The 22,675-nt window shown below is 70.1% G+C and carries 18 protein-coding genes, 5 tRNA genes and 1 riboswitch; of the genes, 17 read left to right on the forward strand and 6 right to left on the reverse strand.

Translation table 11 applies throughout. The features are described from left to right. Positions 1–198: 198 nt before the first annotated feature. The 4 genes from gcvP to ACQQ2N_RS11230 all read right to left on the reverse strand — a co-directional run bounded on the left by gcvP (position 199) and on the right by ACQQ2N_RS11230 (position 6,838). Positions 199–3,108 carry an aminomethyl-transferring glycine dehydrogenase gene (gene gcvP / locus ACQQ2N_RS11215; protein ID WP_440221669.1) on the reverse strand — a complete coding sequence of 970 codons (2,910 nt, stop codon included), beginning with the start codon at positions 3,106–3,108 and terminating at the stop codon, positions 199–201. Between the two features lie 82 nt (positions 3,109–3,190). Further along, a riboswitch (glycine riboswitch) is annotated at positions 3,191–3,286 on the reverse strand. Positions 3,287–3,434: 148 nt separating this feature from the next. After that, on the reverse strand, positions 3,435–4,208 hold the full coding sequence (ppk2, locus tag ACQQ2N_RS11220) for a polyphosphate kinase 2 (RefSeq protein ID WP_440221670.1): 774 nt from the start codon (positions 4,206–4,208) through the stop codon (positions 3,435–3,437). 25 nt (positions 4,209–4,233) lie between these two features. Beyond that, positions 4,234–4,755 (reverse strand): molybdenum cofactor biosynthesis protein B, encoded by a 522-nt coding sequence (gene moaB, locus ACQQ2N_RS11225; RefSeq protein WP_440221671.1) that lies wholly within the window; start codon positions 4,753–4,755, stop codon positions 4,234–4,236. A gap of 19 nt (positions 4,756–4,774) precedes the next feature. Continuing rightward, on the reverse strand, positions 4,775–6,838 hold the full coding sequence (locus ACQQ2N_RS11230; RefSeq protein WP_440221672.1) for an O-linked N-acetylglucosamine transferase, SPINDLY family protein: 2,064 nt from the start codon (positions 6,836–6,838) through the stop codon (positions 4,775–4,777). A 98-nt stretch (positions 6,839–6,936) separates the two neighbouring features. Between ACQQ2N_RS11230 and ACQQ2N_RS11235 the strand changes: the two genes are divergently transcribed. Continuing rightward, positions 6,937–7,668 carry an energy transducer TonB gene (locus ACQQ2N_RS11235; protein ID WP_440221673.1) on the forward strand — a complete coding sequence of 244 codons (732 nt, stop codon included), beginning with the start codon at positions 6,937–6,939 and terminating at the stop codon, positions 7,666–7,668. A 17-nt stretch (positions 7,669–7,685) separates the two neighbouring features. Here ACQQ2N_RS11235 and prfA read toward each other — a convergent pair whose 3' ends face one another. Then, positions 7,686–8,768: a peptide chain release factor 1 gene (gene prfA / locus ACQQ2N_RS11240; protein WP_440221674.1), complete on the reverse strand. Its 1,083-nt coding sequence runs from the start codon at positions 8,766–8,768 to the stop codon at positions 7,686–7,688. 133 nt (positions 8,769–8,901) lie between these two features. Here prfA and ACQQ2N_RS11245 point away from each other — a divergent pair, with 133 nt between their 5' ends. Next, positions 8,902–10,269, forward strand: coding sequence for a M16 family metallopeptidase (locus ACQQ2N_RS11245; RefSeq protein WP_440221675.1), 1,368 nt, complete (start codon positions 8,902–8,904; stop codon positions 10,267–10,269). 11 nt (positions 10,270–10,280) lie between these two features. Continuing rightward, positions 10,281–11,696 (forward strand): M16 family metallopeptidase, encoded by a 1,416-nt coding sequence (locus ACQQ2N_RS11250; protein ID WP_440221676.1) that lies wholly within the window; start codon positions 10,281–10,283, stop codon positions 11,694–11,696. 39 nt (positions 11,697–11,735) lie between these two features. Here ACQQ2N_RS11250 and hemA read toward each other — a convergent pair whose 3' ends face one another. Further along, positions 11,736–13,019, reverse strand: a complete 1,284-nt coding sequence (hemA, locus tag ACQQ2N_RS11255; RefSeq protein WP_440221677.1) for a glutamyl-tRNA reductase — start codon at positions 13,017–13,019, stop codon at positions 11,736–11,738. Between the two features lie 296 nt (positions 13,020–13,315). On the opposite strand from hemA, the gene ACQQ2N_RS11260 reads away from it, so the two are divergent. From ACQQ2N_RS11260 to ACQQ2N_RS11325, 14 genes are all read left to right on the forward strand, one after another. Further along, positions 13,316–14,932: a tetratricopeptide repeat protein gene (locus ACQQ2N_RS11260; protein ID WP_440221678.1), complete on the forward strand. Its 1,617-nt coding sequence runs from the start codon at positions 13,316–13,318 to the stop codon at positions 14,930–14,932. Beyond that, positions 14,929–15,543 carry a lipoprotein insertase outer membrane protein LolB gene (gene lolB / locus ACQQ2N_RS11265; RefSeq protein ID WP_440221679.1) on the forward strand — a complete coding sequence of 205 codons (615 nt, stop codon included), beginning with the start codon at positions 14,929–14,931 and terminating at the stop codon, positions 15,541–15,543. Before ACQQ2N_RS11260 ends, lolB begins: the two co-directional genes overlap by 4 nt. Further along, positions 15,540–16,445: a 4-(cytidine 5'-diphospho)-2-C-methyl-D-erythritol kinase gene (gene ispE, locus ACQQ2N_RS11270; protein WP_440221680.1), complete on the forward strand. Its 906-nt coding sequence runs from the start codon at positions 15,540–15,542 to the stop codon at positions 16,443–16,445. The genes lolB and ispE overlap by 4 nt, the downstream gene beginning before the upstream one ends. A gap of 27 nt (positions 16,446–16,472) precedes the next feature. Further along, positions 16,473–16,547: transfer RNA gene (locus ACQQ2N_RS11275), tRNA-Gln, on the forward strand. Positions 16,548–16,628: 81 nt separating this feature from the next. Then, complete coding sequence (locus tag ACQQ2N_RS11280; RefSeq protein ID WP_440225746.1) at positions 16,629–17,570, forward strand: ribose-phosphate diphosphokinase; 942 nt, start codon at positions 16,629–16,631, stop codon at positions 17,568–17,570. A 134-nt stretch (positions 17,571–17,704) separates the two neighbouring features. Then, positions 17,705–18,355 carry a 50S ribosomal protein L25/general stress protein Ctc gene (locus tag ACQQ2N_RS11285; protein WP_440221681.1) on the forward strand — a complete coding sequence of 217 codons (651 nt, stop codon included), beginning with the start codon at positions 17,705–17,707 and terminating at the stop codon, positions 18,353–18,355. 39 nt (positions 18,356–18,394) lie between these two features. Then, the gene (pth, locus tag ACQQ2N_RS11290; RefSeq protein ID WP_440221682.1) at positions 18,395–18,976 is read left to right on the forward strand and encodes an aminoacyl-tRNA hydrolase; all 582 of its coding nucleotides are present in this window, start codon (positions 18,395–18,397) and stop codon (positions 18,974–18,976) included. 65 nt (positions 18,977–19,041) lie between these two features. Then, positions 19,042–20,133, forward strand: a complete 1,092-nt coding sequence (gene ychF / locus ACQQ2N_RS11295; protein ID WP_440221683.1) for a redox-regulated ATPase YchF — start codon at positions 19,042–19,044, stop codon at positions 20,131–20,133. Positions 20,134–20,151: 18 nt separating this feature from the next. After that, positions 20,152–20,649 (forward strand): acyl-CoA thioesterase, encoded by a 498-nt coding sequence (locus ACQQ2N_RS11300; RefSeq protein WP_440221684.1) that lies wholly within the window; start codon positions 20,152–20,154, stop codon positions 20,647–20,649. 155 nt (positions 20,650–20,804) lie between these two features. Next, positions 20,805–20,890: transfer RNA gene (locus ACQQ2N_RS11305), tRNA-Tyr, on the forward strand. A gap of 203 nt (positions 20,891–21,093) precedes the next feature. Next, positions 21,094–21,167 (forward strand) — tRNA-Gly (locus ACQQ2N_RS11310). Between the two features lie 40 nt (positions 21,168–21,207). Then, a tRNA-Thr gene (locus ACQQ2N_RS11315) sits at positions 21,208–21,283 on the forward strand. A 45-nt stretch (positions 21,284–21,328) separates the two neighbouring features. Further along, positions 21,329–22,519, forward strand: a complete 1,191-nt coding sequence (gene tuf / locus ACQQ2N_RS11320) for an elongation factor Tu (RefSeq protein ID WP_440221685.1) — start codon at positions 21,329–21,331, stop codon at positions 22,517–22,519. A 70-nt stretch (positions 22,520–22,589) separates the two neighbouring features. Next, positions 22,590–22,665, forward strand: a tRNA-Trp gene (locus tag ACQQ2N_RS11325). The last annotated feature ends 10 nt before the right edge of the window (positions 22,666–22,675 follow it).

Consider the following 22,675-nt stretch of genomic DNA (forward strand, 5'->3'; position numbering starts at 1 on the left):
GCGGGCCGAAAAACGTCGCAGGAACAATCGATTGGAGGCCGCGTGCGGCATGTGCGCGTCATCGCGAGCTGCGGCCGTCGAGCAATGGGGAGGTATTACTCCCGACGCCCGAATGTGCCTCCCACGTGACAGGAACGTGCGAGGGATGTTGCGATGCGACGCGTCGGGCCGCCTTGCGGCGGCCCGACGCTCCGCGCGTCACGCCACCGCGGGCTCGCTGAACGCCTCGGGCTCGGCATCGGCCGCGCCGATCGGGATGCAGCTGCAGAACACGTTCTTGTCGCCGTGCACGTTGTCGACGCGCGCGACCGGCGGCCAGTACTTCTGCTGGCGCAGGCTGGCCAGCGGGAACGCCGCGAGCTCGCGCGGGTAGGCGTGCGTCCACGTGGTGCCGGCGACCTGCGTCGCCGTGTGCGGCGCGTGCTTGAGCGGGTTGTCGAGTGCGTCGAGCGAGCCGTCCTCGACCGCGCGGATCTCGTGGCGGATCTGGATCATCGCGTCGATGAAGCGGTCGAGCTCGTGCTGCGACTCGCTCTCGGTGGGTTCGACCATGAGCGTGCCGGCCACCGGAAAGCTCAGCGTCGGCGCGTGGAAGCCGAAATCGATGAGGCGCTTGGCGACGTCCTCGGCGCTGATGCCGGTGGCGTCCTTGATCGGGCGCAGGTCGAGGATGCACTCGTGCGCGACGAGGCCGTTGCGGCCCGTGTACAGCGTCTCGAAATGCGGCGCGAGGCGCGTGGCGATGTAGTTCGCGTTGAGCAGTGCGACCTGGGTCGCCTTGCGCAGGCCGGCCGCGCCCATCAGCGTCACGTACATCCAGCTGATCGGCAGGATCGAGGCGGAGCCGTACGCGGCGGCCGAGACCATGCCGACGCCGTGGCCGGCGTGGTCGCCCGCGATAGGCGCCTTGCGAGGCAGGAACGGCGCGAGGTGCGCCTTGACCGCGCAGGGGCCGACGCCGGGACCGCCGCCGCCGTGCGGGATGCAGAAGGTCTTGTGCAGGTTGAGGTGCGAGACGTCCGAGCCCCATTTGCCCGGCTTGGCCACACCGACGAGCGCGTTCATGTTGGCGCCGTCGGTGTAGACCTGGCCGCCGTGCGCGTGGATCGCCTCGCAGATCGCGACGACGTCCTCCTCGAACACGCCGTGCGTGGACGGGTAGGTGATCATGAGTGCGGCGAGGCGGTCGGCATGCTTCGCCGCCTTGGCACGGATGTCCTCGACGTCGACGTTGCCGTTGGCGTCGCAGCGCGTCACGACGACGGTCATGCCGCACATCTGCGCCGAGGCCGGGTTGGTGCCGTGCGCGGATTCGGGGATCAGGCAGATGTCGCGATGGCCCTCGCCGCGCGAGCGGTGCCAGGCGCGGATCGCGAGCAGGCCCGCGTATTCGCCCTGCGCGCCGGAGTTGGGCTGCAGGCTGACCGCGTCGTAGCCCGTGCACTCGACGAGCATCGCCTCGAGCTCGTCGATGAGCTGCGTGTAGCCCGTGGTCTGGTCGGCCGGCGCGAGCGGATGGAGGTTGCCGAACTCGGGCCACGTCACCGGGATCATCTCGGCGGTGGCGTTGAGCTTCATCGTGCACGAGCCCAGCGGGATCATCGTGCGGTCCATCGCGAGATCCTTGTCGGCGAGTGCGCGCATGTAGCGCAGCAGCTCGTGCTCGCTGTGGTAGGTGTTGAACACCGGATGCTGCAGGAACGGCGTCGCGCGCGGCAGCGCGGCCGGCAGCGCATCGGGCGTCGCCGCGTCGCGGGCGTCGAGGTCGCCGAGGCTCGCGCCGAACAGTGCGGCGAGCGCTTCGACGTCGGCGCGCGTCGTCGTCTCGTCGAGGCTGATCGAGAGGCTCGTCGCGTCGATCGCGCGCAGGTTGATGCGCGCGCCGCGCGCCTTCGCGTGGATCGCGGAGGCGTCGACGCCGGTCACATGCAACGTGTCGAAGAAGTCGCCGCCGACCGTCGCACCGGCGTCGCGCAGCGCGGCGGCGAGGATCGCCGCGAAGCGGTGCGTGCGGCGCGCGATGCGCACGAGACCGTCGGGGCCGTGGTAGACCGCGTACATGCTCGCCATGACCGCGAGCAGCACCTGCGCCGTGCAGATGTTCGAGGTCGCCTTCTCGCGGCGGATGTGCTGCTCGCGCGTCTGCAGCGTGAGGCGGTAGGCCGGCTTGCCTTCGGCATCGACCGAGACGCCGATCAGGCGGCCCGGCATCGAGCGCTTGTAGGCGTCGCGGCAGGCCATGAACGCGGCGTGCGGACCGCCGAAGCCGTACGGCACGCCGAAGCGCTGCGAGTTGCCGACGACGATGTCGGCGCCCCACGTGCCCGGCGCGGCGACCAGCGTCAGCGCGAGCAGGTCGGCGGCGACCGCGACGAGGCCGCCGCGTGCGTGCACGGCATCGGCGACGGCGCGATGGTCGCCAACGTGGCCGAACGTGTCGGGGTACTGCAGCAGCACGCCGAAGCTGTCGGCACCGGCGGCGTCGGCGGCCGGGCCGACCTGCAGCGCGATGCCCATCGCCTCGGCGCGCGTGCGGAGCACCTCGAGGGTCTGCGGATGCACGTGGTCGGCGACGTAGAACGTCTCGGACTTCGACTTCGCCGAACGCTTGGCCAGCGTCATCGCCTCGGCCGCGGCGGTGGCTTCGTCGAGCAGCGACGCGTTCGCGATCTCCATGCCGCTCAGGTCGGCGACCAGCGTCTGGAAATTGATCAGCGCCTCCATGCGACCCTGCGAGATCTCGGCCTGGTACGGCGTGTAGGCCGTGTACCACGCGGGGTTCTCGAGGATGTTGCGCAGGATGACGTTCGGCGTATGAGTACCGTAGTAGCCCTGTCCGATGAAGCTGCGGAACACCTGGTTGCGGTCGGCGATCGCGCGGATCTTCGCGAGCGCCTGCACCTCGGTCAGCGAGTCGGGCAGCGCGAGCGGCGTCGGCGACTTGATGCCGGCCGGCACGATCGCGTCGGTCATCGCGTCGAGCGAGGCATGGCCGATCACGCCGAGCATGTGCGCGATCTCGGCGTCGTTGGGGCCGATGTGGCGCTCGACGAAGGCCGAGGCGTGTTCGAGGTCGCGCAGGGAGGAACGCTGGGACATGGCAGGCATCCGGGGCAGGGCACGCGAAGGGATGGAACGCCGTGCCGCCGCCGCACCGCTCGCGCGGAAACGGCGGAAGGCCAGGCCTTCCTCGCGCCCCTCTGTCCTTTTGCCTGAGAGTTTGGAAGCGCGGACGCTTCGTGCCCCTTCGGCGCCGGATCGAACCGGTCTCTCCAGAGTGTATGCACGCGGCGGTACGGGGCCTGAGCGATTGCGGGCGTGTTGCGCCTTCGGCAGCGGCTTTCGCCGCTTCTCCCACCGCGTGTAGCGGCACGCATGATACCGCGCCAGGCGTGGGCGCGCGCGCTCCGCGGGCCGGGTGCGGCGGGTTGCCGTCAGTCGCCGGAAGCGACCAGGAAACGGCGCGGGATGCGCTCGCGCGCAGGCTCGCCGGCGAGTGGCGGCAGTTCCAGCGGCGGTGCCGCGGCGGCGCGCTGCGGCAGGTAGGCGAGCAGGTGGCGGATCAGGTCGAGGCGGCCGCGGCGCTGGTCGTTGAAGTCGACCACGAACCACGGTGCGTGCTCGGCGTGGGTGGCCTTGAGCATCGCGTCGCGCGCCTTGCCGTAGGCGGCGTACTGCTCGCGTGCCTTGATGTCGACCGGCGAGAGCTTCCAGCGCTTGGCCGGATCCTCGGCGCGCTCGGCGAAGCGTTTCTCCTGCTCGGCCTGGTCGACCGCAAGCCAGTACTTGACGAGGATCGTCCCGTCCGCGGTCAGCAGGCGCTCGAACGCGGGGCAGTCGACGAGGAACTGCCGGTACTGCTCGTCGGTGCAGAAGCCCATGACCTTCTCGACGCCGGCGCGGTTGTACCAGCTGCGGTCGAACAGCACGAGTTCGCCTGCGGCGGGCAGCTGCGCGGCGTAGCGCTGGAAGTACCACTGCCCGCGTTCCTGCTCGTTCGGCTTGGACAGCGCGACCGTGCGCACGTGGCGGTTGTTGAGCGGCGCCTCGATGGTCTTGATGACGCCGCCCTTGCCGGCCGCGTCGCGGCCCTCGAGGATCACGACGACGCGCTTGCCCTCGTTGATGATCCAGCGCTGCAGGTCGATCAGCCCGGCGTGCAGCGGTTCGAGGGCGTCGTCGTACTTCTTGCGCTTGAGCGGTTTCATGCGCGGCTCCGTCGGGGAAGGGGCGTCAGCGTTCGCCGAGGCGCGAGCGCAGGCCGGCGAGGTTGCACGGCCGTGTGCGCGCATCGAGCTGGCTCTGGATGATCTTCTCCCAGGCCGTGCGGCAGGCCGAGGTCGAGCCCGGCACGCAGAACAGGAAGGTCTCGTTGGCGAGGCCGGCGAACGCGCGCGACTGCAGCGTCGAGGTGCCGATCTCGTCGAAGCTGATCGCGCGGAACAGCTCGCCGAAACCCGGCATGAGCTTGTCGAGCAGCGGCTCGATCGCCTCGGGCGTCGAGTCGCGGCCCGTGAAACCGGTGCCGCCCGTGATCAGGATGCCGTGCACGGCATCGTCGGCGATCCACTGCGAGACGACCGCGCGCATGCGGTACTTGTCGTCGCGCACGATCACGCGGTCGTGCAGGCGATGGCCGGCCTGGCCGAGCGCGAGCACGAGGTAGTCGCCGGAGGTGTCGTTGTCGGCGGTGCGCGTGTCCGACACGGTCAGCACGCAGAGGTTGAGCGGGACGAAATCGGCTTGGGCGGTCATGCGCGCAGCCTACGCGGGTTCAGGCGGCATCGATAGGTGCCGGTGCGAGGCCTTCGCGGTGACGTCGCGCCATCGTCGTCGCGAGTGCGAGCAGGTCGCGCGCGAACGCCTCCATGTCGAACAGGCCGCTCGCCGCGCGTCGTCCGGCGAGGCGCTCGCGCAGGGCGATGCGCGCGTCGCGGTCACGGCCGAGGTGTGCGGCGAGCCTCACGTACGCCTCGTCGTCGGCGACGACCAGCTCGGGCAGGTCGAGGTGCAGCAGCAGGCTCGCGGCCACGCGCGAGGCGAACGTCACGCCCGGCGTCGTCAGCACCGGGCAGCCGGCCCACAGTGCGTCGGAGGCAGTCGTGTGCGCGTTGTAGGTCGCGGTGTCGAGGAACAGGTCGGCGTGGCGGAAGCGCGCGAGGTAGTCGTCGTGGGCGAGCTTGGGCATGAAGACGAGGCGGGCCGGATCGATGCCGCGCGTGCGTGCGGCATCGCGCAGGTTGGCTTCCGATCCCGAAGGCCCTTGCAGCAGCCACAGCACCGAGCCGGGCACGAGCAGCAGCACGCGCAGCATGCGCTCGACGCTGCGCGGATCGAGCTTGTAGCTGTTGTTGAAGCAGGTGAACACGGTGCCCTCGGCCGGCAGGCCGCAGGCTTCGCGCGGTGGTGGCTCGGCGATGCCGCGCGTCGGGTCGGAAGGCTGGAAGCAGCGCGGCAGGCAGGCGACCGCTTCGGAGAACGCGTCGCGCGCGTCGGGCGGCAGCACGACGCGGTCGGCGACGACGTAGTCGATCCATGGCGCGCCCGACGTGCCCGGGTAGGCCAGCCAGTTGACCTGCACGGGCGCCGGCCGCTGTGCGAACACCTCGGCGACGTGGCCGCCGCCCCAGCCGCGCAGGTCGAACAGCACGTCGACGGCCGCGGCGTGGATGCGTTCGGCCATCGTGCGTGGCGACAGGCCGTGCAGGACGTGCCATCCCGTGGCGGCCGCGCGCAGGCGTCGCTCGATCGCCTTGCCGTCGCCCGCCGCGGTCGCGAAGAGCTGGACGTCGGTACCGAGAGCGCGCAGCTGCTCGAACAAGGCCACCGTGAGCAGGCCGGTAGGATGATTCGAGAAGCCGTTGGAGACGAAGCCGAGCCTGATCGGCTCGTCCTTTCCGCGCGGCGTGTGCGTGAAGGCCGGACGGGTGACGCGGATCGCTGTCGCCGCGGTGCGCGCGCAGCGGAGCTGCTCGGTGCCGTCCGCGGGTTCGGCGAGGAAGCCGAACGGCGATACGCCCGTGACTTCGGCGGCCACGGCGTGGCGCAGGCGCGTGGACAGCGTCTCGAGGCCGCGCCAGTCGCAGAGCTGGCGCTTGACGAACACGAGCTGCGCGAGCGCTTCGCCCATGTCCGGCGCGAGCGCGTGCGCGCGGGCATGCGCCGCCGCTGCACCGGCGTGGTCCTTGTCCTCGTCGGCGAGCACGCCGAGCTGGTACGGGAAGCGCGCATCGCCCGGTACGGCGCGCTCGGCCTCGGCGAACACGCTGCGTGCCTCGTCGCGTCGCCCGAGCGCGGCGAGCGATCGTCCGAGCAGAAGGCGTGCTTCGGGATGGCCGGTCTGCGTCGCCACCGAGCGCGCGAGACGCTCGGCCTCGACGAGGCGTCCCAGCGCGAACTCGACGCCGGCGAGGTTGATCCAGGCGCCGAGGTACGACGGTGCCGCGCGCACGGCGGCAGCGTAGGCTGCATGCGCGCCTTCCGCATCGCCGAGCGCATGGCGTGCGTTGCCGAGGCCGTTCAGCGCGGCCGGATGCCCTGGTGCGATCGCGATCGCGGCGTCGAGCGCCTCGCACGCCGCTTTCGCATCGTCCGCGGCGAGCCAGGCGCTGCCGAGGTTGCACAGGGTCTCGATCGAGCGCGGGTCGAGCCGGCGTGCCTCGCTCAACGCGGCGATCGCCTCGTCGACGCGGCCGAGTGCGAGCAGTGCGACGCCGTGCAGGCGGGCCGGCTCGCAGGCCTGCGGTTGTTGCGCGCGCAGGCGCGAAGCCTCGTCCGCGGCCTCGCCGAGGCGGCCGCGTTCGAACAGGTCGGCGATAAGCGAAAGGGCGGCTTGCATGGCGCTGGCGAAGTGCGGGGGCTTCACGCTAGCCCAGCGATGGCGGGCTGTCATCCCGTGGCGGTAGCATGGCGAGACCTCGACCAAGGGAGTGGATCGTGATCCGACGTTTCGTGTTCGCGGCAGCCTTCGTGCTCGGCCTGACGCTCGCACCGCCCACGGCAGCACGTGGCGGAGATTCGGTGCAGACCACCCTCGTGTGGCATCTGGACCTGGGGGCCGACGGTGCAATCGGCGAGCTCACCGCCGTGAGCACCATGCCCGACCTGCTGCGCGACAAGCTCGAGGCGGAGATCCGCACGTGGAGCTTCCGTTCCGGGAAGATCGGCGGCAGCGCGGCCCCGTCCCGGACCTCGTTGAACCTTCGCGTGAGGGGCGACCGCCAGGCGGACGGAACATGGTCGGTCACCCTGCTCGGGGCCGAGACCGGCGGGCGCATGCGCAAGATGATCGTACCGCAGTACCCCGAGGCCGCAATCGCCTCGAGGCGGCAAGGCCTGGTCCTGCTGCTGCTCGAGTACGACGCCGACGGCAAGGTCACGTCGTCGACCGTGGCGGATGCCTCGCCGATCAAGACGGGCAACCTCATCGGTGCGGCGAGGGGCGCGTCGAAGCGCTACGAGTTCGAACCCGAGCGTGTCGGCGGTCGCGCGGTCGCGGGGTCCGCGCTGCTTCCGGTCTGCTTCACGATCCGCGACCTGCCCGGCGCGCCGGTGGGCAACTGCGCGTGGACGCGCCCCGGCGATGCCGAGCCTCTCGAGGACGTGCAGGCTGTCGCACTCGGCTCGATGGTCACGATCGAGACGGACGTCGCCGGCCGCATGCTCTGAGGCGGCACCGACGCTCGTCAGGCGGTGTCCGCGAGCCCCGCGAGTTGATCCGCCTGGTCCTCGCGCACGAGCGTGTCGACGAGTTCGTCGAGGTCGCCCTGCACGATCTCGGGCAGGCGATACAGCGTGAGGTTGACGCGGTGGTCGGTCACGCGGCCCTGCGGGAAGTTGTAGGTTCGTATGCGCTGGCTGCGGTCGCCCGAGCCGACCTGCAGCCGGCGTGATTCGGCCTGCGCGGCGGCCTGCTTGCTGCGCTGGTCGTCGAGCAGGCGCGCCTTGAGCAGCGACAGCGCGCGGGCGCGGTTCTTGTGCTGGCTGCGCTCGTCCTGACACTCGACGACGACGCCGGTCGGCAGGTGGGTGATGCGGATCGCCGAGTCGGTCTTGTTGACGTGCTGGCCGCCCGCGCCCGAGGCACGGAACGTGTCGATCTTGAGGTCGGCGTCCTTGAACTCGATGTCGCCGATCTCGTCGAGTTCGGGGAGGATCGCGACGGTCGCGGCCGAGGTGTGGATGCGCCCCTGCGATTCGGTCTCGGGTACGCGCTGCACGCGATGCGTGCCCGATTCGAACTTGAGGCGCGAGAACGCGCCCTTGCCCTCGATGCGTGCGACGACCTCCTTGTAGCCGCCGTGCTCGCCGGGACTCTCCGAGAGGATCTCGACGGCCCAGCGCCGGCGTTCGGCGTACTTGAGGTACATGCGCAGCAGGTCGCCCGCGAAGATCGCGGCCTCGTCGCCGCCGGTGCCGGCGCGCACCTCGAGGAACAGGTTGGCCTCGTCGCGCGGGTCGTCCGGAATCAGGAGAAGCCCCAGCTCATGGTCGAGCGCGGCGAGGCGCGCCTCGAGTTCGGCGATCTCCTCGACCGCGAGCTCGGCCATCTCGGGATCGGCCAGCATGGCGCGTGCGGCCTCGAGCGCGCGCACGGCCTCGTCATGGGAGGCGAGCGTCGCCGTCAAGGGCGCAAGCTGCGCGTGCTCGCGCGAAAGCTCGCGCAAGCGCTTCGCGTCCGCGGCGACATCGGCGCTTGCGAGCAGGTGCTCGAGTTCCTGGTGGCGTTCGGCGAGCTGCTCGAGCTTGCGGCGGATCGAGGGCGTCATGGAGGGTCCGGCAGGCCGGGCGGCGGCCGCGGCGCGCGCATGATACGCGAGCCTCCGCGGGCATGACCTCCGGGCGAGCCGTGTGCGGCAGCGCGCGTCTACACTGGCGGTCCCCTGCACGAGGACAAGGACCATGCTCGTTCGATGCCTGCTCGGAGCGCTCGCCGCGCTCGCAATACCGCTCGCGGCACATGCCAAGGGCGACACCTGGCAACTTCCGGTCGCCGTGAAGAAGCTCGACAACGGCCTCACCGTCGTCGTCTCCGAGGACCGCAGCTCGCCGACCGTCGGCATCAGCGTGGTCTACCACGTCGGCATGCGCCTCGAGCCCAAGGGGCGTACGGGTTTCGCGCACCTGTTCGAGCACCTCATGTTCCAGGGCACGCCGGCGGCACCGAAGGGCACGTTCGATCGTGTCATCTCGGGCGGCGGCGGCATCCTCAACGGGTCGACCCGATCCGACTACACCAACTACATCGAGACCGCACCGGTCTCCGCACTCGAGCCGATCCTGTGGCTCGAGGCCGACCGCATGAAGACGCTCGATTTCTCGGCCGCGAACCTGCGCAACCAGCAGGATGTCGTGAAGGAGGAGATTCGCGTCAACGTGCAGAACCGCCCCTACGGCCTGTTCTTCTGGACCGACCTCTACGCGCTCGCGATGGCGAAGTGGGAGAACGCGCACGACGGCTACGGCAGCTTCACCGACCTCGACAACGCGAAGCTCGACGACGTGCGCGCGTTCCACCGCGATTTCTATGGTCCCAACAATGCCGTCATCGGCCTCGTCGGCGACCTCTCGGCCGAGCAGGGTTTCGCGCTCGTCGAGAAGTACTTCGGGTCGATCCCTGCCCGCGCGGTGCCGAAGCGCCCCGACGTCGACGAGCCGCTCAACACGAAGGAGCGCCGTGCCGCGCAGACCGACGCGCTCGCGCAGGTGCCCGCGTTCGCGGTCGGCTGGAAGATGCCGGCACGCGGCACGCCCGACCACGTGCCGATGGCCGTGCTCGGCCAGTTGCTCGTCGGCGACAGCGCCTCGCGGCTCTACCAGGGCCTCGTCAAGGGTCGCGAGCTGCTGCTCAACCTCGACGGCGGCCTCAACTGGCCGCTCGGCAACGCCTGGGACTACGACGGCCCGACCCTGTTCGTTCTTTTCGGCCTCTACAAGCCGGGCTCGTCGATGGACGCCTCGATCAAGGCGATCGACGAGGAGCTCGCACGCATCGCGCGTGACGGCGTCGATGCGGCCACGCTTGCGCGCGTCAAGACCAAGATGACCGCCGACTACTACGACGCGATCGACCCGTTCATCGCGCGTGCCGACGAGCTCGCCAAGGCCCAGGTCATGTGGGGGGACGCTGCCGTGCTCAATCGCATCCCGGGCTGGATCGAGGCCGTCACCGCCGACGACCTCAAGCGCGTCGCAGCGCGCTACCTGACGACGCCGAACCGCGTCGCCATCGACCGCACGCCGGCGCCCGCGCCGGCCCAGACGCCGTGAGGACGACCGCCATGAACCGTATCGCTTCACGCTTCCTCGCCGCGGCCGTCGCGTCGTGCCTGCCGCTCGCGACGCTCGCCGCCACGCCCGTGAATCCCGAAGGCCTGCCGCCGTTCGCGGCCGACAAGCCGTTGCCGGTGCCCGCGATCGAGAAGAAGACGCTCGCCAACGGGCTCGTCGTGTGGGTACTGCCGCGTCAGGGCGGCAATCCTCGTGTGGACCTCGTGCTCGCCGTGCGCGGCGGAGACGGCGCCGACGAGGCGCGCCTGCCGGGCCTGCAGAATCTCATGGCCCGACTGCTCGACGAGGGCACGAAGACACGCACGGCCGCGCAGGTCGCCGAGGAGCTGCAAGGCCTCGGCGGTTCGCTGCGTGCCGGCGCGGGTGCCGACGGCATCACCGTGTCGGCCTCGGCGCTGGCCTCGCACGCGCCCGCGCTCGTCGCGCTGCTCGCCGACGTCGCGCGCCAGCCTGCGTTCGCGGCCAAGGAAGTCACGCTGGCCAAGGCCAATGCGCTGCAGGAACTCAAGGCGGCCGAAGCCGAGCCCGACTACCAGGCCGCGCGCGCGCTCGACCGCGTGCTCTACGGCGATCACGCCTACGCACGCATGCATGCGACCGAGGCCTCGCTCGCCGCGATGGATCGCGATGCGCTGGTCGCGGCGCACGCGTCGCGCTTCCGTCCCGACCGCAGCCTTCTCGTCATCGCCGGGCGCCTCGACGCGAAGGCCGCGTTCGCGCTCGCCGAAACCTCGTTCGGCTCCTGGAAGGGGCAGGGCGAGGCCTTGCCCGACCTGCCGCGTACGTTGCCGGACCGTCCCGTCCAGCGCGTGTTCGTCGAGCGCGCCGGCAGCGTGCAGTCGGCGATCCGTTTCGGTCAGCCCGGGTTCGCCGCGGGTGACAAGGACGAGTTCGCCGCGGCGATCGCCAACACGATCACCGGCGGCGGCTTCGCGAGCCGCCTGTTCGACAGCCTGCGCGAGGACAAGGGCTACACCTACGGCGCCTACAGCGCGTTCACGATCCTGCGCGCGGGGGGCGCGTTCACGGCCGAAGCCGACGTGCGCAACGAGGTCACCGGTGCCGCGGTCGGCGAGTTCCAGACCCAGTTCCGCAAGCTGGTGGAAGAACCCGTCGGCGCGGACGAACTCGAGCGCGCCAAGCGCGCGACGGCCGGTCGTTACCTGTTCCGCAACCAGCTGCAGGGCGCCGTCGCCGCTTCGCTCGCGAACAACTGGCTGCTCGGTCGCGGTCCCGAATACCTCGGCGAGTTCGTGCCGAAGGCGCGCGAGGTCACGGCGGAGCAGGTGCAGACGATCGCGAAGCGCTGGTTCGACCCGAACAAGCTCAGCATCGTCGTGGTCGGCGACAAGGCCGTCGCCCCGCAGCTCGAGCCCTACGGCGAATTCGCGGCGAAACCGAAGTGACGCGCGGATCGCGCGGTGCCGCCCGGCGGCGCCGCGCGGTCAGTCGGACGGCTTGTCCGGCGCGTGACCGCCGGCATGCGGGTCGAACAGGCGTTCGGCCGCGTGCAGCAGTTCGGCGTCGCCGCGCAACGCGGCGGCGCGCAGGTTCGCGCTCGGCGCATGCAGCAGCTTGTTGGTCAGCGTGTGGGCGAGGAACTCGAGCGCCTCGTCGGCGCCGCGGCCGCGCGCGAGCATCGCGCGTGCCTTGGCCAGCACGTCGTCGCGATTCGCCTCGGCGTCGCGGCGCAGGCCCGCGATCGGATTGCGCAGCTCGAGCGCGCGCCACCAGCCCATGAAGTGCTCGACCGACAGCTCGATCATCGCCTCGGCTTCGCGCGCGGCCTGCTGGCGCGAGCGCAGGTTCTCGTCGATGACCTCGCGCAGGTCGTCGATCGTGTAGAGGAACACGTCGTCGAGCGTGCCCACGTCGGCCTCGATGTCGCGCGGCACCGCGATGTCGACGAGGAACATCGGCTTGTGGCGGCGTGCCGTGATCGCGGAGGCGACCATGCGGCGCGTCAGCACGGGTTCGCGCGCGGCGGTCGAGGCGATGACGATGTCGGCCTCGGCGAGGTGGCGGTCGAGGTCGCCGAGGCCGATCGCATAGCCGCCGAAACGCGTCGCAAGCGCCTGCGCGTTGTCGAGCGTGCGGTTGGCGACGATGAGCCGGCGCACGTTCGCCTCGGTGAGGTGGCGCGCGGCGAGTTCGATCGTCTCGCCCGCGCCGATCAGCAGCACGCAGGCTTCACGCAGGTCGGCGAAGACGCGCTCGGCGAGGCGCACCGCGGTGAACGCGACCGACACCGGGTTCGCGCCGATGCGCGTGTCCGAGCGCACGCGCTTGGCCACCGCGAACGTGTTCTGGAACAGCCGTTCGAGCGGGGTGTCGAGGGTCTGCGCATCGCGCGCGAACGCGTAGGCGTCCTTGACCTGGCCGAGGATCTGCGGCTCGCCGAGCACCATCGATTCGAGACCGGTGGCGACGCGGAACAGGTGGCGCACGGCGTCGGCGTCGAAATGCCGGTAGACGAATTCGTCGACGTTCGCGCCGTTGAGGTTCTGGCGCCGGTTGAGCCACGCGAACGGCGAGGTCTCGGCGCCGGCCTCGACGGTGCAATAGAGCTCGGTACGATTGCAGGTCGACAGGATCGCGGCTTCGCGCACGCCGGGCTGGGCCGTGAGATCGGCGAGCGCGGCCGGCGTGATCTCGGGCGTGAACGCGACCCTTTCCCGCAAGGCCACGGGCGCGGAGAGATGATTGAGTCCGAGGGCGATCAGGGCCATGCGTGCGACAATCGGCTAAGCTTGCCCTTGAACGAACCGCGGCGGCGACGGTCACACCGTCGAGGGCGGCACGCCGCGGTACGGGCGTGGCGGCCGGAGGTCGCGGCCGGCCCGGATTGTGCGGGCCGGCTGCCGCAAGTTCAAGCCACGACTGAGGTTTTCCGAGGAATTCGATGGTGCGAGATCGCCTCGCCCGAGGTGCCCGCGACGCCGCCGCACGCGGACTGCGTCCGGCCATGTGCGTACTTTTCGCGGCATCGCTGGCCGCGTGCGCCACCAGCGCGCCGCGTCCTGTCGTGCGACAAGCTGCCACGCAGTCCGTGTTCGCCGTGCCGGTCGAGCGGGATCTTCCGCTCAAGCTGATCGGCGCCGAGTTCGCGGTGCAGCGTGGCGACCTCGCCACTGCGGCGGGGCTGTATGTCGAAGCCTGCCTGTTGTCGGCGGACCCTTCGATCGCCGAACAGGCCACGCGTGTCTCGCTCGCGGTCAAGCGCTGGGACCTCGCCGCACAGGCGGTCGCGCGCTGGCAGGCGATCGCGCCCGAGGCCGGCGGCATCCTGCAGGCGCAGGCATGGATCGCGCTCGCGCAGGGCGACGTCGACAAGGCCTTCGCCGATCTCGAACGCATCGCGCGGCGCAGCCAGGAGAACGGCTGGCGCCCGGTCGGGCAGGTGCTCTCCGGTGCCGACGACAAGGCTGCCGCGGCGGGCCTGCTCGCGAGGCTCGCGACGCCGGAGCGCCTCGGTGATCGCGAGGCGATCTGGATCGCGATGAGCCAGCTCGCCCTCAAGCTCGGCGACACGCCGCTCGCGGAGCGCCTGTCGGCCGACGCGCTCAAGCGATTCAAAGGCGGCGATTCCTATGCATGGAGCGCGCAGCTCGCCCTCGATCGCGGCGACAAGGCGCTCGCGCGTGACCGTTACGCCGAGGCACTCAGGCGCGAGCCGGCGAGCCTGCGCCTGCGCACCGGTTACGCGGCGCTGCTGTCGGACAGTGGTGACAATCGCGCCGCGGCGCGCGCGCTGGCGGGCGGCGAGCAGACCGACGTCACCTTCGGTGCGCGTGCGGCCTATGCGGCGCGCGCCGAGGACAAGGCCTTGCTCGGCAGTCTGTATCGCGAGATCGAGGCCGACGCCGCCGAGCGCTCGGGGCGCCGCCTGTTCCTGCTCGGCCAGATCGCCGAGCTCATCGACGAGCCGGCCGAGGCACTCGACTGGTACCGCGAAGTGCCCGAGGACGACGAGCGCTGGTTCGACGCGGGGCGCCGCTACGTCGTGCTCGCCGACGAGGCCGGCGACAGCGCCGCGTCGTCCGCGCGCCTCGCCGACATGCGCGTGGTCGCCGGCATCGATGCCGAGGAGAGTGGCAACCTTGTGCTTCTCGAGGCCGAGCTGCTCACGCGCAAGAAGCGCAAGGCCGATGCGCTCGCGGTCTACACGCGTGGCCTCGAACAACTGCCCGACGATGCGCGACTGCTCTATTCGCGCGCGATGCTCGCGATCGACCTCGGCGACCTTGCACCCGCCGAGCGCGACCTGCGACGCATGATCGAACTCGACCCGCAGAGTGCCGATGCGCTCAATGCGCTCGGCTACACGCTGGCCGACCGCACCGACCGCCTCGACGAAGCCGCTGCGCTCGTCGCGCGCGCGCTCGAGCTCAAGCCCGACGAGCCGGCCATCATCGACAGCTACGGCTGGGTGCAATACCGCCGTGGCAACCTCGTCGAGGCGCGCACGCACCTCGAGAAGGCCTACGCGGCGCATCCCGACGGCGAGATCGCCGCGCACCTCGGCGAAGTGCTGTGGGTGTCGGGCGACCGTGAAGGCGCGCGCCGCGTCTGGGCCGAGGCGCTCGTGCGCGAGCCCGGCCATGCGGTCCTCGCCGAGACCAAGCGGCGGCTCGATCCATGACCGCAGGCCTGCGTGTACGCACGGCAGCGGCCGTGTTCGCGATCACCGCGCTCGTGCTGGCCGGTTGTACGCCGTCGCGCGTCAAGCCCGATGCCGCCGCAAGCGGTGACCTGGACACGCGCGAGCGCGCGCTGGCGCCGCAGGTCGCGTGGACTCTCAGCGGACGCCTCGCCGTGTCGGGGCGTGGGGACGGCGGCAGCGGTTCGCTGACCTGGGAGCAGGACGGCACGCGTTATCGCTTCGCGGTGAACGCGCCCGTGACGGGCAAGACCTGGATCCTCAGCGGCGACGACGGCCATGCCGAACTGACCGGCCTGCGCGCGACCCCGGTCCGCGGCGACGACGCGACGCGCCTGCTCGAGCGCGAACTCGGCTGGCAGGTGCCGGTGGCGCAGCTCGCCGCGTGGGCGCGCGCGGTCAGGGCGCCCGGCGCGCCGGCGACCGTGGCATTCCGTGCCGACGGCCTGCCCGCGCAGATCGACCAGGCTGGCTGGACCGTGCGCTACCTCGACTACGACACCTCGCGCGATCCGGCCCTGCCGACGCGCATCTTCGCGAGCCGCGGCGACGACAAGGTGCGCCTCGTCGTCCAGCGCTGGTCGACGCCGTGACCGAAGGGGGCGAGGCCGGCGGCTGGAGCGCCTGGCCGGCTCCGGCCAAGCTCAACCTGTTCCTGCACATCGTCGGCCGCCGCGCCGACGGCTACCACCTGCTGCAGACCGTGTTCCAGCTGCTCGACCGCGGTGACACGGTACGCGTGCGGCCACGCGACGACGGCGCGATCCGGCGCCTGTCCGGCGCGCCCGGTGTCGCCGACGAGGACGACCTCGGCGTGCGCGCGGCGCGACTGCTTCAGGAGTCGACCGGCAGCACGGCCGGCGCGGACATTGCGATCGACAAGCGCATCCCGCTCGGCGGCGGCCTCGGCGGCGGCAGTTCCGACGCCGCGAGCGTGCTCGTGGCGCTGAATGCCGTGTGGGGCTGCGGCCTCGACGAGGATGCGCTCGCCGCGCTGGGCCTGCGCCTCGGCGCCGACGTGCCGGTGTTCGTGCGTGGCCGCAGCGCGTTCGCCGAGGGCGTCGGCGAACGCCTCGATCCGCTGGACCTGCCCGAGCGCGTGTTCGTCGTCGTCGACCCTGGCGTGGCGGTGCCGACGGCCGATCTTTTCCGTGCTCCCGAATTGACACGCGGCGCGCCACCCCTGACAATTCAGGGCTTTGTTTCCGGGGCTCCGACCGGGAACGTGTTCGAGCCCGTCGCGCGCGCGCGTTACCCCGCGGTCGCGATGGCACTGGATTGGTTGTCGGGATTCGGCGAGGCGCGCCTGAGCGGATCGGGCGGCGCGGTGTTCGCGGCGGTCGACGCGCCTTCGGCGCAGGCCATCGCGGACCGGGCTCCCGAAGGCATGCGCGCATGGGTGGCGCGCGGCGTCAACCGCTCGCCGCTGCACGCGGCGCTGGCGGCGTGGCACGACACGGATGGCGCAGCGCGGATCCCGTCCCCGCCTGCGTGAACGAAGGGACGGGGCACGATTTCCCGCTGGGGCGTCGCCAAGTGGTAAGGCACCGGGTTTTGATCCCGGCATTCGCAGGTTCGAATCCTGCCGCCCCAGCCATGTCGAGCGACGCATCCGGCTCGTCGGCAGCACCCGGGTGTGACGGAGAAGGCAGTGAACGCGTCGGCGAAATCCGCAGGCATCCTCGTTTTCAGCGGCAACGCGAACCGTCCGCTCGCGCAGACGATCTGCAGCGAGCTCGCCGTGCCGCTCGGCAAGGCCCTCGTCGGCCGCTTCAGTGACGGCGAGGTGCACGTCGAGATCGAGGAGAACGTGCGCAAGCAGGAAGTGTTCGTGGTGCAGCCGACCTCGGCGCCGACGGCCGACAACTTCATGGAGCTGCTCGTGCTCATCGACGCGCTCAAGCGCGCGTCGGCGGCGAGCGTCACCGCGGTGCTGCCGTACTTCGGCTACGCGCGCCAGGATCGCCGCCAGCGTTCGTCGCGCGTCGCGATCACGGCCAAGGTCGCGGCCAAGATGATCGGCGCGGTCGGCACCGACCGCGTGCTCACGGTCGACCTGCACGCCGACCAGATCCAGGGCTTCTTCGACATGCCGCTGGACAACGTCTACGCCTCGCCGGTGCTGCTCGCCGACATCTGGCGCCACAACGCCAAGGACGACCTCATCGTGGTCAGTCCGGACGTCGGCGGCGTGGTGCGCGCGCGCGCGATCGCCAAGCGCCTCGACGACGCCGACCTCGCGATCATCGACAAGCGCCGCCCGCGCCCGAACGAGTCGACGGTCATGAACATCATCGGCGAGGTCGAGGGCAAGTCCTGCGTGCTCGTCGACGACATCGTCGACACCGCCGGCACGCTGTGCGCCGCGGCCGCCGCGCTCAAGCGCAACGGCGCGCGCAAGGTCGTGGCCTACTGCACGCACGCCGTGCTGTCGGGCCCGGCGATCCAGAACATCACCGCGTCGGTGCTCGACGAACTCGTCGTCACCGACACGATCCAGCTCTCCGACGCCGCGCGCGCGTGCGGGAAGATCCGCCAGCTCTCGGTCGCCGAGTTGCTCGCGGAGACCATCCGCCGCATCGCCTACGGTGAATCGGTCAGTTCGCTCTACGTCGACTGACGGCGCCTGCACGCGCCGCCGGGCCTGCCCGGCACGCGTCGCCTACGCCGCCACCGGCGCGACAACGCTCTCCTGGTCGCGGGGGAGCACACCAGCCGCCGCGAGGCGGATCCATCCAGAAGGTAGTTTCCATCATGGCAAAGTCCCACAAAATTTCGGTGCAGCTGCGCAAGGACGAGGGTAAGGGTGCGAGCCGCCGCCTGCGTCGCGCGGGCAGCGTGCCGGCGATCGTCTACGGTGGCCAGCTCGATCCCGTGAGCATCCAGCTGTCGCACAACGACGTCTTCCTCGCCTCGCAGAACGAGTGGTTCTACTCGGCGATCCTCGACCTCGACCTCAACGGCGACGTGCAGAAGGTCCTGCTGCGTGACATGCAGCGCCATCCGTTCAAGCCGCTGATCTCGCACCTCGACTTCCAGCGCGTCCGCGACGACCAGGACCTCCGCGTCCGCGTGCCGCTGCACTTCCTCAACCAGGAGACCTCGGTCGCCGGCAAGACCTCGGGCGTCATCGTCACGCACGAGCTCAACGAGGTCGAAGTCTCGTGCCTGCCGAAGAACCTCCCGGAGTTCATCGAGGTCGACCTGTCGGGCCTGAACGTCGGCGACATCGTGCACCTGTCCGAGATCAAGCTGCCGGAAGGCGTCGAGATCCCCGAGCTCAAGCTCGGCAAGGAACACGACATCGCGATCGTCATCGCCAAGCACGCCAAGGAAGAGGTCGATCCGGCCCCGGCCGAAGGCGAGGCCGCGGCGGCCGACGCCAAGAAGGACGACAAGAAGTAAGCGGCGGGCGCGATCCCTTCGAGCGCGGAGCTTCCACGCATGGCGGGATTGCGCCTCGTCGTCGGCCTCGGGAACCCCGGGGCCGAACATCTCGGAACCCGGCACAACGCCGGGTTCTGGTTCGTCGACGCGCTCGCCGAGCGTGAATCGGCGCGCTTCGGCATCGATACGAAGCTGCACGGCGAGACGGCCAAGGTCGTCATCGGCGGCGAGCCGGTCTGGCTGCTCAAGCCGACGACCTACATGAACAAGAGCGGCCTGTCGGTCTCGGCTGCGCTGCGCTACTACAAGATCGACCCTTCGCAGATGCTCGTCGCGCACGACGATCTCGACCTGCCTGCCGGTACCGCGCGCCTCAAGTTCGACGGCGGCCACGGCGGCCAGAACGGCTTGCGCGACCTGTTCGCGCACGTCGGCCACGGCAAGTTCCATCGCCTGCGCGTCGGCATCGGCCATCCGGGCCATCGCGACCGCGTGCTGTCGTGGGTGCTCGGGCGGCCCGGCGCGAAGGACGAGCAGGCCATCATCAACGCGGTCTCCGATGCGCTCGACGTGCTGCCCCTGGCGGTCGGCGGCGAGTTCGAGAAGGCCATGCAACGCCTCCACACGACAGCCGGGTAGGGCATCGGGAATCGGGAGTCGCACGCGACTCCCGATTCCCGATCCTCCATCCGCGGGAGCAGACCATGGGTATCAAATGCGGCATCGTCGGCCTGCCCAACGTGGGCAAGTCGACCCTGTTCAATGCGCTGACCAAGGCGGGCATCGCCGCGGCGAATTTCCCGTTCTGCACGATCGACCCGAACGTCGGCGTCGTGCCCGTGCCGGACGAGCGCCTCGGCGTGCTCGCCGACATCGTCAAGCCGCAGAAGCTCGTGCCGACGTCGATGGAGTTCGTCGACATCGCCGGCCTCGTCGCGGGCGCCTCGAAGGGCGAGGGCCTCGGCAACAAGTTCCTCTCGCACATCCGCGAGGTCGACGCGATCGCGCACGTGGTGCGCTGCTTCGACCACACCGACATCGTGCACGTCGCCGGCAAGGTCGACCCGATCGCCGACATCGAGACGATCGACACCGAGCTCGCGCTCGCCGACCTCGACTCGGTGGACAAGGCGCTGAACAAGGCCGAGCGTGCGGCCAAGGCCAACGACAAGGAGGCGCTGGCCAAGCGCCCCGTGCTGCAGAAGCTCGCGGCGGTCCTCAACGAAGGCCGGCCCGCGCGTGCGGCCGGACTCGACGAGGAGGAGAAGGCGCTCGTCCGCGACCTGTTCCTGCTCACGCTCAAGCCGCTCATGTACATCGCCAACGTGCTCGAGGACGGCTTCAAGGACAACCCGCACCTGGACAAGGTGAGGGCGCGCGCCGAGGTCGAGGGTGCCCAGGTGGTGCCCGTCTGCGCGGCGATCGAGGAGGAGCTCTCGCAGCTCGAGGACGCCGATCGCGACGAGTTCCTCAAGGACCTCGGCCTCGACGAGCCCGGCCTCAACCGCGTGATCCGCGCGGGCTACACGCTGCTCGGCCTGCAGACCTACTTCACCGCGGGCGTCAAGGAAGTGCGCGCCTGGCAGGTCAAGGTCGGCGCGACCGCGCCGCAGGCCGCGGCGGTCATCCACACCGACTTCGAGCGCGGCTTCATCCGTGCCGAGACGATCGCCTACGACGACTTCGTGAAGTACCGTGGCGAGGCCGGCGCGAAGGAAGCCGGCCGCCTGCGCCTCGAGGGCAAGGAGTACATCGTCAAGGAAGGCGACGTGCTGCATTTCCGCTTCAACGTCTGACACCGGGGAGCCATCGCCATGCCGGGTACGCAGAGGGAAGTCGAGTTCCGGTTCCTCGCCGAGCCGTCGGACGTCAATTTCGGCGGCAAGGTGCACGGCGGCATGGTCATGAAGTGGATCGACCAGGCCGGTTACGCCTGTGCGGTCGGCTGGAGCGGCAGCTACTGCGTGACCGTCGCGGTCGGCGGCATCCAGTTCGTCGCGCCGATCCACATCGGCGACCTCGTGCGCGTGCGCAGCCGCCTCGTGCTGACGGGGCGCTCGAGCATGCACGTCGCCACCGACGTGCTCGCGCGCGACCTCAAGAGCGGCGAGGAGCGCCTTGCGACGCATTGCCTCATCTCGTTCGTCGCGCTCGACGCACCGAACGGCAAGGCGACGGCGGTGCCCGCATGGGAGCCCGCGGACGAGGCGGACCGCCTGCTCGCCGACTACGCCGCGAACGTGCTCGAGATTTCGCGCCGCGTCGCCCAGGAGACCGCACACCTGCACGTGGTCGAGCCTCAGCGCGCCTGACGGGCATCGGAGCACCACGACGTCGTCGCCGACGGTTGACAGTGCCGGGTCGCTCCGTGAAAATGCGCGGCTCCGTGCTTCTGAACAACAGCGCGGGCTTCACGCGGCGCGTCGCAGGCGTCGCGCGGAGGTTCCAGACATCGCGAATGCATTCCGGAGGGATACCCAAGCGGCCAACGGGGGCAGACTGTAAATCTGCTGGCTCACGCCTTCGGTGGTTCGAATCCACCTCCCTCCACCAGATCATGCATGTGTGAAAGCCTTTCCGGAGGTGGTTTCGAGCCGCCGAAGGGAAAGCAGGTTCGATCGGTCCGCAGGATGCGGGCCGGAGCGCGACGCGAAAGCGGCGCGACACGGAAGGCGGCAGGAGCCCCGGAGCGATCCGATGCCTTCCAAAGGTTCCACCGGTGTCGCGTACGCCGGGCGTCGAGGCTCCGGCACGAAGCGGGAGTAGTTCAATGGTAGAACCTCAGCCTTCCAAGCTGATGGTGCGGGTTCGATTCCCGTCTCCCGCTCCATCGCGACGCGCGTCCACGCTGCATCGTTGAAGACAATTTCGCTCACGTAGCTCAGTCGGTAGAGCACCTCCTTGGTAAGGAGGAGGTCGAAGGTTCGATTCCTTTCGTGAGCACCATCCAGATCGTCATCCACTCCATCGTTCACCGAGAAGAGCACTGTCATGGCAAAGGGTAAGTTCGAGCGCACCAAGCCCCACGTGAACGTGGGCACGATCGGTCACGTGGACCACGGCAAGACGACGCTGACGGCGGCGCTGACGAAGGTCGGCGCGGAGCGTTTCGGCGGCGAGTTCAAGGCTTACGACGCGATCGACGCGGCGCCGGAAGAGAAGGCGCGCGGCATCACGATCTCGACGGCGCACGTGGAATACGAATCGCCGTCGCGCCACTACGCGCACGTCGATTGCCCGGGCCACGCGGACTACGTGAAGAACATGATCACGGGTGCGGCGCAGATGGACGGCGCGATCCTGGTGTGCTCGGCCGCCGACGGCCCGATGCCGCAGACGCGCGAGCACATCCTGCTGGCTCGCCAGGTCGGCGTGCCGTACATCGTGGTGTTCCTGAACAAGGCGGACCTCGTGGACGACGCCGAGCTGATGGAGCTCGTCGAGATGGAAGTCCGTGAGCTGCTGTCGAAGTACGAGTTCCCGGGCGACGACACGCCGATCATCAAGGGTTCGGCCCGTGCGGCGCTGGAAGGCGACCAGTCGGAGATCGGCGTTCCGGCGATCATCCAGCTGGTGGACGCTCTGGACAGCTGGATCCCGGAGCCGCAGCGCGACGTTGAGAAGACGTTCCTGATGCCGGTCGAGGACGTGTTCTCGATCTCGGGTCGCGGCACGGTGGTGACGGGCCGCATCGAGCGCGGCATCATCAAGGTCGGTGACGAAATCGAGATCGTGGGCATCCGCCCGACGACGAAGACGACGGTCACGGGCGTGGAAATGTTCCGCAAGCTGCTGGATCAGGGCCAGGCGGGCGACAACGCGGGCCTGCTGCTGCGCGGCACGAAGCGTGACGACGTGGAGCGTGGCCAGGTTCTGGCCAAGCCGGGTTCGATCACGCCGCACACGGAGTTCGAGGCCGAGGTGTATGTGCTGTCGAAGGAAGAGGGCGGTCGCCACACGCCGTTCTTCAAGGGCTACCGTCCGCAGTTCTACTTCCGCACGACGGACGTGACGGGCGCGTGCCAGCTTCCGGAAGGCGTCGAGATGGTGATGCCGGGCGACAACGTGAAGATGGTGGTGAGCCTGATCGCGCCGATCGCGATGGACGAAGGCCTGCGCTTCGCGATCCGCGAAGGCGGTCGCACCGTCGGCGCCGGCGTCGTCGCCAAGATCGTCAAGTAACATCCGAAGGCAGCGGCGGCCGAGGTCGCCGCTGCCGGTTCCACCGCTGCAAACCGGTCATTGAAACAGTACGCCAGTAGCTCAATTGGCAGAGCAGCGGTCTCCAAAACCGCAGGTTGGGGGTTCGAGTCCCTCCTGGCGTGCCATCCGGTTCAG

This window comes from Dokdonella aquatica (assembly GCF_051987395.1).
Taxonomy (GTDB): Bacteria; Pseudomonadota; Gammaproteobacteria; order Xanthomonadales; family Rhodanobacteraceae; genus Dokdonella.